At 68.8% G+C, this 13,320-nt stretch carries 11 protein-coding genes; 6 read left to right on the top strand and 5 right to left on the bottom strand.

Features of this window, described 5'->3' with window-relative positions; all coding sequences use genetic code 11:
- Positions 1–280 precede the first annotated feature (280 nt).
- Positions 281–1,378, bottom strand: a complete 1,098-nt coding sequence (locus AOK17_RS19265; RefSeq protein WP_055613741.1) for an SIS domain-containing protein — start codon at positions 1,376–1,378, stop codon at positions 281–283.
- 291 nt (positions 1,379–1,669) lie between these two features.
- On the opposite strand from AOK17_RS19265, the gene nagB reads away from it, so the two are divergent.
- Complete coding sequence (nagB, locus tag AOK17_RS19260) at positions 1,670–2,455, top strand: glucosamine-6-phosphate deaminase (RefSeq protein ID WP_055613744.1); 786 nt, start codon at positions 1,670–1,672, stop codon at positions 2,453–2,455.
- 135 nt (positions 2,456–2,590) lie between these two features.
- On the opposite strand, the gene AOK17_RS19255 is transcribed toward nagB, so the two are convergent.
- The 4 genes from AOK17_RS19255 to AOK17_RS19240 all read right to left on the bottom strand — a co-directional run bounded on the left by AOK17_RS19255 (position 2,591) and on the right by AOK17_RS19240 (position 7,329).
- Positions 2,591–4,132: a glycoside hydrolase family 3 protein gene (locus AOK17_RS19255; protein ID WP_055613740.1), complete on the bottom strand. Its 1,542-nt coding sequence runs from the start codon at positions 4,130–4,132 to the stop codon at positions 2,591–2,593.
- Positions 4,133–4,140: 8 nt separating this feature from the next.
- Positions 4,141–4,971: a carbohydrate ABC transporter permease gene (locus AOK17_RS19250; protein WP_055613739.1), complete on the bottom strand. Its 831-nt coding sequence runs from the start codon at positions 4,969–4,971 to the stop codon at positions 4,141–4,143.
- The gene (locus AOK17_RS19245; protein ID WP_055613743.1) at positions 4,968–5,960 is read right to left on the bottom strand and encodes a carbohydrate ABC transporter permease; all 993 of its coding nucleotides are present in this window, start codon (positions 5,958–5,960) and stop codon (positions 4,968–4,970) included. The genes AOK17_RS19250 and AOK17_RS19245 overlap by 4 nt, the downstream gene beginning before the upstream one ends.
- A 91-nt stretch (positions 5,961–6,051) precedes the next feature.
- A complete protein-coding gene (locus AOK17_RS19240; RefSeq protein ID WP_055613738.1) occupies positions 6,052–7,329 on the bottom strand; it encodes an extracellular solute-binding protein in 1,278 nt (425 codons plus the stop codon).
- A gap of 430 nt (positions 7,330–7,759) precedes the next feature.
- Between AOK17_RS19240 and AOK17_RS19235 the strand changes: the two genes are divergently transcribed.
- The 5 genes from AOK17_RS19235 (at position 7,760) to mctP (ending at position 13,277) form a co-directional block, all read left to right on the top strand.
- Positions 7,760–8,524: a GntR family transcriptional regulator gene (locus AOK17_RS19235; protein ID WP_055613737.1), complete on the top strand. Its 765-nt coding sequence runs from the start codon at positions 7,760–7,762 to the stop codon at positions 8,522–8,524.
- A gap of 288 nt (positions 8,525–8,812) precedes the next feature.
- A complete protein-coding gene (locus AOK17_RS19230; RefSeq protein WP_079053135.1) occupies positions 8,813–10,990 on the top strand; it encodes a carbon starvation CstA family protein in 2,178 nt (725 codons plus the stop codon).
- The gene (locus AOK17_RS19225; RefSeq protein WP_055613736.1) at positions 10,962–11,174 is read left to right on the top strand and encodes a YbdD/YjiX family protein; all 213 of its coding nucleotides are present in this window, start codon (positions 10,962–10,964) and stop codon (positions 11,172–11,174) included. Before AOK17_RS19230 ends, AOK17_RS19225 begins: the two co-directional genes overlap by 29 nt.
- A gap of 169 nt (positions 11,175–11,343) precedes the next feature.
- On the top strand, positions 11,344–11,655 hold the full coding sequence (locus AOK17_RS19220) for a DUF3311 domain-containing protein (protein WP_425424620.1): 312 nt from the start codon (positions 11,344–11,346) through the stop codon (positions 11,653–11,655).
- Positions 11,652–13,277: a monocarboxylate uptake permease MctP gene (gene mctP, locus AOK17_RS19215; protein WP_055613734.1), complete on the top strand. Its 1,626-nt coding sequence runs from the start codon at positions 11,652–11,654 to the stop codon at positions 13,275–13,277. The genes AOK17_RS19220 and mctP overlap by 4 nt, the downstream gene beginning before the upstream one ends.
- Positions 13,278–13,320 lie beyond the last annotated feature (43 nt).

Raw genomic sequence — 13,320 nt, 5'->3', positions numbered from 1 at the left:
CCACCTCACCGGAGGGGCGCCTTTGGATCGGAGGGGCGCCCCTCCGGTGAGGTGGCCCCTCCGGATGAGGCGGCCCCTCCGGATGAGGCGGCCCCTCCGGATGAGGCGGCCCCTCCGGATGAGGCGGCCCCTCCGGATGAGGCGGCCCCTCCGGATGAGGCGGCCCCTCCGGATGAGGCGGCCCCTCCGGATGGGGTGGCCCCTGTGGATCAGCGGGACGGCTCCGGATCGGCGGGACGGCTCGCGATCGTCGGCTCGGGATCGGCAGGGCGGCTCGGGATCAGCGGGTTTCCGTGACCTTCGCGAGGGCGCGGGGCGCGTCCGGGTCCTGGCCGCGGGCGATGGTGACCTCGTAGGCGAGGAGTTGGAGCGGGAGGATCTCCAGGATCGGCTGGACCTCTTCGGCCACGCCCTCGGTGGGCAGGACGAAGCCGGCGGAGGCCTGTTCGACCTGAAGGCGGGGGCCGATGACGACGAGGTCGGCGCCGCGTCCGCGCAACCGGTCGAGCACGGGCTGGAGTGCCTCGCCGCCCCTGCCGTCGGTGACGACCGCGATGACCGGGGAGATGTTGTCGACCATGGCGAGCGGGCCGTGCAGCAGGTCCGCGCCGGAGTAGGAGAGGGCGGGGATGTAGCTGGTCTCCATGAGCTTGAGGGCGGCTTCCTTGGCGGTGGGGTAGCCGTAGCCGCGGGAGGTGATCACCATGCGTTCGGCGAAGCGGTAGCGCGAGGCGAGGGTGCGGATCTCGTCCTGGCGGGCGAGCAGTTGCTCGGCGAGGTCGGGGAGCACCTTGGCCTGGGCGCCGTCGCCGCCGCGCAGGCCTTCGACGAAGAGATAGAGGGCGAGGAGGGAGGCGGTGTAGGTCTTGGTGGCGGGGAGTGCCTTCTCCGGCCCGGCCATGATGTCGAGGTGGTATTCGGAGACGGCGGCCAGGGGTGAGTCCGGGTTGTTGGTCACCGCGAGCGTGATGGCGCCGGCCTCGCGGGCGGCCCGGGTCGAGGCCACCAGGTCCGGGGAGCCGCCGGACTGGCTGACCGTGATCATCAGGACGTCGGTGAGGTCGGGGCGGGCGCCGTAGGCCGTCGTGGTCGACATGGAGGCGAGGCCGCACGGCAGTCCGAGGCGGATCTCCAGGAGGTACTTGGCGTAGAGGGCCGCGTTGTCGGAGGTCCCCCGGGCGGTGAGCAGTACGAAGCGGGGCTTACGGGCGGCCACCCGCTGGGCCACGTCCTGGATGCGCGGGGCGCCCTCCTCCAGGATCCGCCGCAGGACGGCGGGCTGCTCGGCCATCTCGCGGGCCATGATCCGGCCCGGGCGGTCGGACTCGACGGATGCCGGCTGCGCGTCGGGCTGGGGGTCCGGCGGGGTGGCGGTCATGACGTTTCCTCCTGGGGCTGTTGCGTGGCGGGCGGAGCTGCGTCCGCGGGAGGGGGTGGCGGGAGCTTGATTGCGCGTGCGCAGGTTCCATTCCACTCCCCCGGTGCGAGCGGCGCCTGCTCGGGGTGGGGTGCCGGTCGTCTGCCGTGGGTCGGGGTGCCGGTCGGGGACGGTCGTCCCGGTCCTGAGACAGGGCGGCTGAGGGGCGACCTGGGAGGGCCGTTCTGCTAGATTGGTCTATACCACATGTTCGGTTGTGTCCCCTTCATCTTTCAGAACGGCAGGCCCAGCGTGGAAGTTGTCATCGTTTCGGACGCCAAGGCGGGTGGCGAGCTCATTGCCGAGGCCATGGCGGAGCTGCTCCGGCACAAGCCCGACGCGCTGCTCGGGGTGGCCACCGGCTCGACGCCGCTGCCCATCTACCAGGCGCTGGCGGCGAAGGTGGATTCCGGTGCCGTGGACGCCTCGCGGGCGCGGGTCGCGCAGCTCGACGAGTACGTGGGACTGCCGGCCGAGCATCCCGAGTCGTACCGGTCGGTGCTGCGGCGCGAGGTTCTGGAGCCGCTGGGGCTGGACGTCGACGCGTTCATAGGACCCGACGGGACCGCCGAGGACGTGCGGGCCGCGTGCGAGGCCTACGACAAGGCGCTCGCCGAGGCCGGCGGGGTCGATCTGCAGCTTCTCGGGATCGGGACCGACGGGCACATAGGGTTCAACGAGCCGTGCTCGTCGCTCGCCTCGCGTACACGGATCAAGACCCTGACCGAGCAGACGCGGGTGGACAACGCGCGGTTCTTCGAGGGCGACATCGAGCAGGTGCCGCATCACGTGATCACCCAGGGGATCGGGACGATTCTGGAGGCACGGCATCTGGTGCTGCTCGCCACGGGTGAGGGCAAGGCCGATGCCGTGGCGGCGACGGTCGAGGGGCCCATCGCCGCGGTGTGCCCGGCGTCGGCGCTCCAGTTGCATCCGCATGCCACGGTCGTCGTGGACGAGGCCGCCGCGTCCAAGCTGAAGCTCGCGGACTACTTCCGGCACACGTACGCCAACAAGCCGGACTGGCAGGGCATTTAGGCGGCCCGCTGCACGATACGAACGCGTAGGAATACGCACGAACAAGAAGGTGCCGGGTCCTCTCGTGGTGGACCCGGCATCTTCATTCGCGGGGTGACTCGGGCCTTCGTTCTGTCGGCTCGGGCCCCAGCGGGCTCACGCCCCGGCGATGGCCTCCGCCGCCGCGAGGCCGCAGACGCGGGCCGCGCCGTGTGTGGCGATGTGGAGGGCTCCCCGGGGCGGTGACTGCGGCACGCCCATCTCGACCACGACGGTGTCGGGGCGGGCGGCGAGCAGGATGTCGAGGGCCTCGGCCATCCAGGTGTGGCGGTGGGCGTCGCGGACCACCGCGACCACGCGGCGGGAACCGGCCGCCGCGAGGGCCTCGGCCCCGGCGCGCTCCCCCGTGAAGCTTCCGGTCTCCGTGCCCGGCAGCAGGCGCCGCAGTTCGGCGGCGACGCCCCAGGGGGTCTCGTCACCGACGGCGATGTTGGCGACGGGGGTGAGGGCGGCGACGTACGGAGCCTCGGTCACCGGTGCGAAGTGCGCTCCGCGCGTGACCTTCAGCGCCCGTCGGGCCGCCACCAGCCCGACGTCGGTCCTCGCATCGGACCCCACTGCGGAGGACGAGCCCCGCTCTGAAGTCCCGCCCCCGTTCACCGAAGCCGAGGGAGTCGTCGTCTGCGTCGAGGCCGTCCAGGCCGCCAGTGCTCTGACGCGGGCCGCCGCGTCCGCCAGGCGTTCCTCGGGGAGGTCGCCCGAGCGGACGGCCGCGACCAGGGCGTCGCGCAGGCGCAGGACCGTCGGCTCGTCGGAGAGGCCGCCGCCCACGCAGATGGCGTCGGCGCCGGCGGCGATCGCGAGGACGCTGCCCCGCTCGATGCCGTAGGTCGCCGAGATGGCCTGCATTTCCATGCCGTCGGTGACGATCAGGCCGTCGTAGCCCAGTTCCTCGCGGAGCAGGCCGGTGAGGATGCGGCGCGAGAGGGTCGCGGGGTGGACGGGGTCCAGGGCCGGGACCAGGATGTGCGCGCTCATCACGGCACGCGTGCCCGCCTCGATGGCCGCGCGGAACGGCACCAGCTCGCGGGACTCCAGGACCGCGAGCCCCGCGTCGATGCGCGGCATCGCGTGGTGCGAGTCGACCGCCGTGTCGCCGTGCCCCGGGAAGTGCTTGGTGCAGGCGGCGACCCCGGCGGACTGCAGCCCGGAGACGTACGCGGCCGTGTGCCGGGCCACCAGTGAGGTGTCGGCGCCGAAGGACCGTACGCCGATGACGGGGTTGTCGACGTTGGAGTTGATGTCGGCGGACGGCGCCCAGTTGAGGTTCACGCCGCAGGCGGCCAGCCGGCGGCCCAGCTCGTGGGCGACCGCCTCGGTCAGCGCGGTGTCGTCGACCGCGCCCAGCGCGTGGTTGCCGGGGAAGGAGGATCCCGTACGGACCTCCAGGCGGGTGACGTCACCGCCCTCCTCGTCGATGGCGACCAGGACGTCGTCGCGTTCCGCGCGCAACTGGGCCGTCAGGGCGGCCACTTGGGCGGGCGTGGCGATGTTGCGGCCGAACAGGCCGACGGAGGCGAGGCCTTCGCCCAGCCGCCGCAGCAACCAGGAAGGGGCCGAGGTCCCGGTGAAACCGGGCTGCAGGACGGCGAGGGCGTCACGGGTCAGCGTGTCCGTGCCGGAGGCGATGGTGGTCATCGGGGGCGTTATCCCTTCACCGCGCCGGAGGTCAGTCCGCTGACGGCCTTGCGCTGGAGGAAGACGAAGAGGACCAGGATCGGGACGGCGAAGAGCGAGGCCGCCGCCATGGTGGCCCCCCAGTCGTCGCCGAACGTCGTCTGGAAGCTGGAGAGCCACAGCGGGAGCGTCTGCTTCTCGGCGTCCTTGTTGAGGATCAGGACCAGCGGGAACTCGTTCCACGCCGTGATGAAGCCGAAGAGCGAGGTCGCCATCAGTCCCGGGGCCAGCAGCGGGAAGATGACCTTCACGAAGGCCTGCCTGCGGGTGCAGCCGTCCACCATGGCCGACTCCTCCAGCTCCTTCGGCACGGCGGCGACGTAACCGCGCAGCGTCAGGACGGTGAAGGGCAGCACCATGATCATGTAGAAGACGGTGAGCGGGACGAGGCTGTTCAGCAGGTCGGCGTCACGCACGATGATGTAGATCGCGATGACCATGACCTCCCACGGCGCCATCTGCGCGATCATGAAGGTCAGGATGAATCCGCGACGCCCCTTGAACCGCATCCGGGCCAGCGCGAAGGACGCGAGCAGCGCGACGACGAGGGAGAAGACCACCGCGAGGACGGTCACCGTCAGGGAGTTGCCGACGAGCGTCCAGAAGTGGTCGGCGTCGAGCGCCTTCTGGAAGTGGTCGAAGGTGATGTCGGTCGGCAGGAAGACCGGGTCGTCCGCGATGATGTCGCCGGCCGGCTTCAGCGAGGTCGCGAACATCCAGTAGACGGGGAACGCGAAGACCACGAAGAGCACGAGGGCCGTCGCGTTGGGCCACAGCCGGGCCATCAGGGAGCGCTTCACAGCTCGTCCTCCTCTTGCTTGAGAACGGTACGCAGGTAGTAGGCCGTCAGGCCGAGCAGGATGAGGATCGTCAGGAACGAGATCGCCGCTCCCATCCCGTAGTGCTGGTTGCCGGGGCCCTCGACGAACGCGTAGATCGGCAGCGTCTCGGTGAGCCGGTCGGGACCGCCCCTGTTCATGGCGAAGATCTGCGGGAACGCCTTGAAGACCCAGATGACCTCGAGGAAGGTCGTCGCCCACAGGAACGGCCGCATGAAGGGAAAGGTCACCGAGGTGAAGCTCTTCCACGTGCCGGCCCCGTCGATCGAGGCGGCCTCGTACAGCTCTTTCGGGATGGTGGTCGTGGCGGCGTAGAGGTTGATCGCCACGAACGGGATCGACTGCCAGACGATCAGCAGGGTGATCACGGAGAAGGTGGAGATTTGGGTGCCGAACCAGTTGTAGTCGGCCATCGACGACCAGCCCGCCTTGGCGAGCAGCCAGTTGACGACGCCGAAGCGCTGGGCGAACAGCCACTGGTAGACCGTGGTCGCGGCGATCACCGGCATCGCCCAGGCCAGCACCAGACCGAGCATCAGCAGCAGCCGCATGCGCTTGCCCAGGCGGGCGAGGAGCAGGCCGACGAGCGTGCCGAGCAGCATGATGAGGACGACGTTCACGGTGGTGAAGACGACCGTCCGCTGGACGACCTTCCAGAAGTCCGAACCGCCCAGGACGTCCGTGTAGTTGTCGAACCCCCGCCACTCGGTGAGGTGGAGGATCAGCTGGCGCGGGTTGAGGTTCTGGAACGACAGCACGCCGTTCTTGACCAGCGGCCAGCCGAGCAGGATCACCGTGGCGAGCAGGGCGGGCAGCAGGAGCAGATACGGGGCGGACGCGCCGCCGCGCCTTCTCGCCGAGCCCGTGTCGCCGGGCGGGGTTACGTCGGTTTTACGGACACCGGGCGCCGCGGCCGTGCCTGTGTCCGTGCGTTCGGTCTGCACTGACATGCTCGCCATCTCTTCCAGGTTCGGGAGTCGCAGATCGTTCGATACGCCGGCGCGCCGGGGACGGAAGGGGCCGCCCCCGGCGCGCAGGTGATCAGCTGCTCTGTGCGAGCCGCTTGTTGATCTCGGCCTCGACCTGCTTGGCGGCCTCGGCGGGCGACTTGCCCTTCAGAACCGCGGTCATGTAGCTCTTGATCGGGTTCGGGTCGTTCTCCACGGCGGCCCACTCGGGGATCAGCGGCGTGGTGCCACCGCCGGCCGCGGCCGGGGCGGCGGCCACGGCTGCGGGGTTGGCCGACAGGTTGGTCTGCAGCGACTCCTTGTTCGGGATGACGCCGTTCTCCTTGGCGAGCGCGCCCTCGAACTTGTCGGACAGCGCGATCTTCAGGAACTCCTTGGCGAGCTCCTGCTTCTTGCTGCCCGCGGCGACCGCGAAGTTGGAGCCGCCGAGGAAGACGCCCTCGGGCTTGTCGGCCGTCTCACCGGGGATGGTGAAGTAGCCGATGTCCTTCTCGATCTTCTTGTTGGCTGCGATGGCCGTACCGGCCTCCCAGCCCATGCCGATGAAGGCACCGACGTTGCCCTTGGCGAAGACCTCGGCCTGCTGCGGGGTGGCCTCGTCCTTGTCCTTGGGGGCCTTGGAGAAGGCCTGGTACTCCTTGTAGATCTCCATGGCCTTGCCGACCTTCGGGTCTGCGAGGTTGGAGACGTACTTGTCGCCGTCCTTCTTCACCAGGTCGGCACCCTGGCCGATGGTCAGACCGTCGAAGAAGTACCAGTTCTGGCCGGGCAGGTAGAGCGGCTCGGCGTCGGTCTTCTTGTCGATGGTCTCCAGGGCGTCGAAGAACTCGGCCCGCGTCTTCGGGGTGCCCTTGATGCCCGCGTCGGCCCAGACCTTCTTGTTGTAGACGACGACACGGTTGGCGAAGTACCACGGGGCCGCGTACTGCTTGCCGTCGAAGACGGAGGACGCGTTGAGGGCCTCGGTCCAGTCGGCGCCTATCTCCGACTTGAGGTCCGACAGGTCGGCGAGACCGCCGGTGGCCGCGTACGCCGGGGTCTGGGTGTTGCCGACCTCCAGGACGTCCGGCGGGTTGTCCTCGGAGAGCGAGGTGGTGATCTTCTGCTGGATGCCGTTCCACTGCTGGGTCTCGAACTTCAGCTTGGCCTTCGTCTGCTTCTCGAAGGCGGCCGTGAGGTCCTTGGTCCAGCCGGGCGGCGTGGAGCCGTCCATGGCCCAGACGGTCAGGGTCTGCCCCTTGAAACCGTCGGCCCCCGTCTTCTCGCCACTGTCACCGTCGTCGCCGCCACACGCCGCGACAGACATCAACATGCCCGCGACACCGACAGCCGCAATGAGCTTGCGCTTCACGTCACCCTCCTCAGGGATGCCAGCAACCCCCCTGCCCACCGCGTGACTTACGACGAGTACTGCCCGTGGGGCTGGGACCTGGTCCTCAATGGTTTAGACCAGTAGGGGGGAGCTTGGCCTAGACCTAGAGGGGTGTCAAGGGCCGAAAAGCCGCTCCCGGCCGTCCGTTACGCGACCTACATATGCAGGGACCTTTCACTACACGGGGAACAGAACGGGCAGGCCGCGACGGGCGCCCCAACAGCCCCCGCGGGGCACCCGTAGCAACCGCTCTCCGACCCTTTGGACTAGACCAAAAGAGACCCCGACTGTATATAGAGAGGATCACGCAGCGTGCGGGGGGACACTCGCACGGGAAGCCGTGCCACGATGTGAGCCGCGGCCGACGCGCACGTCGGCCCATCGGCACCTGGAGCCGGGAAGGCAGAGTATGAGCACCGACGTCAGCAGTGCGGAGAACGAGGGTGGGGCACCCATCCGTACCGCGCGCGTGCCCAAGTACTACCGCCTCAAGAAGCATCTGCTCGACATGACGGAGACGCTGCCGCCCGGCACACCGGTACCGCCCGAGCGCACCCTCGCCGCCGAGTTCGACACCTCGCGCACGACCGTGCGACAGGCCCTTCAGGAGCTGGTCGTCGAGGGGCGCCTGGAGCGCATCCAGGGCAAGGGCACCTTCGTCGCCAAGCCGAAGGTCTCGCAGGCGCTGCAACTCACCTCGTACACCGAGGACATGAGGGCCCAGGGCCTCGAACCCACCTCCCAGCTCCTGGACATCGGCTACATCACTGCCGACGAGACGCTCGCCGGGCTGCTCGACATCACCGCCGGCGGGCGCGTCCTGCGCATCGAGCGGCTGCGGCTCGCGAGCGGGGAGCCGATGGCGATCGAGACGACGCATCTCTCCGCGAAGCGGTTTCCCGCGCTGCGGCGGTCGCTCGTGAAGTACACCTCGCTGTACACGGCGTTGGCGGAGGTGTACGACGTTCATCTCGCCGAGGCCGAGGAGACGATCGAGACGTCACTGGCCACTCCTCGGGAGGCGGGGCTTCTCGGTACGGATGTGGGGCTGCCGATGCTGATGCTGTCCCGGCACTCGCTGGACCGGGGCGGGTTGCCGGTGGAGTGGGTGCGGTCGGTGTACCGGGGGGACCGGTACAAGTTCGTTGCTCGACTCAAGAGGCCTGTGGAGTAGAGGTGGGTGAGCGGCTGCGGGTGAGTCGTGGCCGGAGTGCGCAGTTCCCCGCGCCCCTAAAAACAAAAGACAAAGGCCAGGCGTAACCCCCTGCTTTTAGGGGCGCGGGGAACCGCGCACTCCGGCCCCACCCACCCGCACGATGCACACCGGCCCAGGCACCAACCAGGACGCACCAACCAGGCCAAGGGAGTTCACCCGGCGCACACCGACTGGTGCGCATGGTGTAGCGCTGATCCCCTTCCTGTTCTACCGTCCTCCCGTCACCCATGGACGGGAGGACGACCCGTGCGCACCGACAGCCCACAGACGGCATCTCCTGAAAGCCCTCGCAAGGCAAGTCCGCAAACCATCGTCATCTGGACCGTCGTCGCGCTGGTGTGCGCGGCCGGTTGGTCCGTCCTCGCGTTGTCCCGGGGCGAGGAGGTGTCGGCCGTCTGGATGGTGGCCGCCGCTCTCGGCTCGTACGCCATCGCCTATCGCTTCTACTCGAAGTTCATCGCCTACAAGGTCCTGAAGGTCGACAAGACCCGGGCCACGCCCGCCGAGCGGCTCGACAACGGCATCGACTTCCACCCCACCGACCGGCGCGTCCTGCTCGGCCACCACTTCGCGGCGATCGCGGGGGCGGGCCCCCTGGTCGGCCCCGTACTGGCCGCGCAGATGGGATATCTGCCGGGCACCATCTGGATCATCGTCGGCGTCATCTTCGCGGGGGCGGTCCAGGACATGGTCGTCCTGTTCTTCTCCACCCGCCGGGACGGCAGGTCCCTCGGGCAGATGGCGCGCGAGGAGATCGGCCCGTTCGGCGGCGCGGCAGCCCTGCTCGCCGCCTTCGCCATCATGATCATCCTGCTCGGGGTGCTAGCGCTGGTCATCGTGAACGCGCTCGCCCAGTCGCCGTGGGGCACCTTCTCCATCGCGATGACGATCCCGATCGCCCTGCTGATGGGCTTCTACCTACGGGTCCTGCGGCCCGGCCGGGTCAGCGAGGTCTCGCTGATCGGTGTCGCCCTGCTGCTGCTCGCGCTGGTCGCGGGCCGCTGGGTCGCCGAGTCGTCGTGGGCCGACACGTTCACGCTCGCGCCCTCGACGCTGGTGATCTGGCTGGTGGCGTACGGCTTCGTCGCGTCGATCCTGCCGGTGTGGATGCTGCTCGCGCCCCGCGACTACCTCTCCACCTTCATGAAGATCGGCACCATCGCGCTGCTCGCGATCGGCGTCATCGTCTCGATGCCGACACTGAAGATGGACCCGGTCACGGACTTCGCCACGCGCGGCGACGGGCCGGTCTTCGCCGGTTCGCTCTTCCCGTTCGTCTTCATCACCATCGCGTGCGGGGCCCTGTCCGGCTTCCACTCCCTCATCTCCTCCGGTACGACGCCGAAGATGATCCAGAAGGAGACGCAGGTCCGGATGATCGGGTACGGCTCCATGCTCATGGAGTCGTCCGTCGCCGTGATGGCGCTGATCGCGGCGTCCATCATCGACCCGGGCCTGTACTTCGCGATGAATGCGCCGGCCGGCGTCATCGGGGACACGGTCCAGAACGCCTCGCAGGTGGTGGGCAGCTGGGGGTACCAGATATCCCCCGAGGACCTGGCCGCCGCGGCGAAGAACGTCGAGGAGGCGTCCCTGCTGTCGCGGACCGGTGGCGCGCCCACCCTCGCGATCGGCGTCTCGGAGATCTTCTCCGAGGTCACCGGGGGCAGTCTGCGCGCGTTCTGGTATCACTTCGCCATCATGTTCGAGGCGCTGTTCATCCTGACCGCACTCGACGCGGGCACCCGCGTGGGCCGGTTCATGCTCCAGGACACGCTCGGCAATCTCTACAAACCCTTCAAGAATGTGAGCTGGAAGCCCGGACTGGTCATCACCAGCGGCATCGTCTGCGGTCTCTGGGGCTACTTCCTGTGGGTCGGCGTCCATGAACCGCTCGGCGGAATCAACCAGCTGTTCCCGATCTTCGGCATCTCCAACCAGCTCCTCGCGGCGGTCGCCCTGGCCGTCTGCACGACCCTGCTGGTGAAGTCCGGACGCCTCAAGTGGGCCTGGATCACGGGGATTCCGCTCGTCTGGGACGCCACGGTGACGCTGACCGCGAGCTGGCAGAAGGTGTTCTCCAGCGACCCGCGCGTCGGCTTCTTCAAGCAGCGCTCGGTCTACCAGGACGGCATCGACAGGGGCGAGCTCATCGCGCCCGCCAAGAGCATGGACGACATGCACACGATCGTCACGAACTCCACAGTCGACGGCGTCCTCACGGCGGCTCTCGCCCTGCTCATCGTGATCGTGATCGCGGACGCCACGAGGGTGTGCGTCCGGCACGTACGCCGTCCCGCGCTCTCCACTCTCAGCGAGTCGCCGTACGTCGAGTCGAAGATCGTCGCTCCGGCCGGGCTGATCCCGACCAAGGAGGAGAAGGAGGAGGCACGCGATGCGGTCGGCGCTGCACCGGGCGGCTAGTCGGGCGGTCAGGGGCGTGCGCTGGTACGTACGGGAGCTCACCGACGAATCGGCGTACGACCGCTATGTCGCACACGCACGCAAGGGGCACCCGGACGCGGCCGTGCCGTCGCGGCGGGAGTTCGAGCGGATGCGTACGGACCGTCAGGAGGAGGATCCCCGGCAGGGCTTCCGCTGCTGCTGAGCGCGATGGCCGCTCGCTGTCAGGCCCCCGCGCTCGGCAGCGAGCGGCGGTGAGCAGCAGTGAGCGGAACGTCGTATCCGTTATGCGGACAGGGGTTCCATAAAGCGGAACCGTCCCTTAGATTTCCTGCGCGTTGCACAGGTGATCAGTGAGGGGACGGAGCCGCCGTATGTCTGAAGCGCCGGATGCGCCAAGAGCGCCCGAAGGGAAACCGCCGGTGGAGACCCCGCCGGCCGTGACCCCGCCTGTCGTCACACCGGTCCGCGTGGTGATCGCCGTCTGCCTGATCGCGCCGTTCGTGGCGATGCTCTGGGTGGGCTCGTACGCGAAGGTCGACCCGGCCTTCATCGGCATCCCGTTCTTCTACTGGTACCAGATGCTGTGGGTGTTCATCTCGACCGCGCTCACGATGATCGCGTACAAGCTGTGGAACCGTGACCAGCGCGCCCGCAAGTCCCAGAAGGAGGGCGCGTCCGCATGAACGACGGCGTGAACGGCGTGGCACTCGCCGTCTTCATCTTCTTCTTCGTGGCCGTCACGGTCATGGGCTTCCTGGCCGCGCGCTGGCGCCGGGCCGAGACCGACAGCCTCGACGAATGGGGCCTGGGCGGACGGTCGTTCGGCACCTGGGTCACCTGGTTCCTGCTCGGCGGCGACCTCTACACGGCGTATACGTTCGTGGCGGTCCCGGCGGCCATCTACGCGGCGGGGGCGGCCGGCTTCTTCGCCGTGCCGTACACGATCCTCGTCTACCCGCTGATCTTCACGTTCCTGCCCCGCCTGTGGTCGGTCTCGCACAAGCACGGGTACGTGACGACGTCGGACTTCGTGCGCGGACGCTTCGGCTCGAAGGGCCTGTCGCTGGCCGTCGCGGTGACGGGCATCCTCGCGACGATGCCGTACATCGCGCTCCAACTGGTCGGCATCCAGGCCGTCCTGGACGTGATGGGTGTCGGCGGCGGCGAGGACACCAACTGGTTCGTCAAGGACCTGCCGCTGCTCATCGCCTTCGGTGTGCTGGCCGCGTACACGTACTCGTCCGGTCTGCGCGCGCCCGCCCTGATCGCGTTCGTGAAGGACACGCTGATCTACATCGTCATCGCGGTGGCGATCATCTACATCCCGATCAAGCTGGGCGGCTTCGACGAGATCTTCGCCAAGGCGGGCGAGGCCTACAGCCAGACCAACCCGGCGACGGGCGCGCCACGCGGTGCGCTGGCACCGGGCGAGGCGGGCCAATGGACCTACGCCACGCTGGCGTTGGGCTCCGCCCTGGCCCTCTTCATGTACCCGCACTCGATCACGGCCACGCTGTCCTCGCGCAGCCGTGAGGTGATCCGGCGCAACACCACGATCCTGCCCCTGTACTCGCTGATGCTGGGCCTGCTCGCGCTGCTCGGGTTCATGGCGATCGCGGCCGGAGTCAAGGTCAGCAACGGGCAGTTGGCGATCCCGCAGCTCTTCGAGGACATGTTCCCGGCGTGGTTCGCGGGAGTCGCCTTCGCGGCGATCGGTATCGGTGCGCTGGTGCCCGCGGCGATCATGTCCATCGCTGCGGCGAACCTCTTCACCCGAAACATCTACAAGGACTTCATCCGGCCCGACGCGACGCCGGCCCAGGAGACCAAGGTCTCCAAGCTGGTCTCGCTGCTCGTGAAGGTGGGTGCGCTGGTCTTCGTCCTCACCATGGACAAGACGGTGGCCATCAACTTCCAGCTGCTGGGCGGGATCTGGATCCTGCAGACGTTCCCGGCTCTGGTCGGTGGGCTGTTCACGCGGTGGTTCCACCGGTGGGCGCTGCTCGGCGGGTGGGCGGTCGGCATGCTGTACGGCACTGTCGCGGCCTACGGTGTGGCCTCGCCCACGCAGAAGCACTTCGGTGGTTCCTCGAAGGAGATTCCCGGGATCGGGGAGATCGGGTACATCGGCCTGACCGCGTTCGTCCTGAACGTGGTCGTCACGGTCGTCCTGACCTTCGCCCTGCGGGCCCTCAAGGCTCCCGACGGCATCGACGAGACGTCCCCCGGGGACTACACGGCGGACGCGGGCGACAAGGGCGTCCAGGTCGAGCTGCCGTCGGCGACGGCGGGGGCCGGCCACTAGCGCGTGGGGGCGGCCGGGCTTCTTTCGCCCCCGCCGCCCCTAC

This window comes from Streptomyces phaeochromogenes, assembly GCF_001418655.1.
Classification (GTDB): Bacteria; Actinomycetota; Actinomycetes; order Streptomycetales; family Streptomycetaceae; genus Streptomyces; species Streptomyces phaeochromogenes.
The sequence above is the reverse complement of the archived record's forward strand: the minus strand, read 5'-3'. Positions and strand labels throughout refer to the sequence as shown.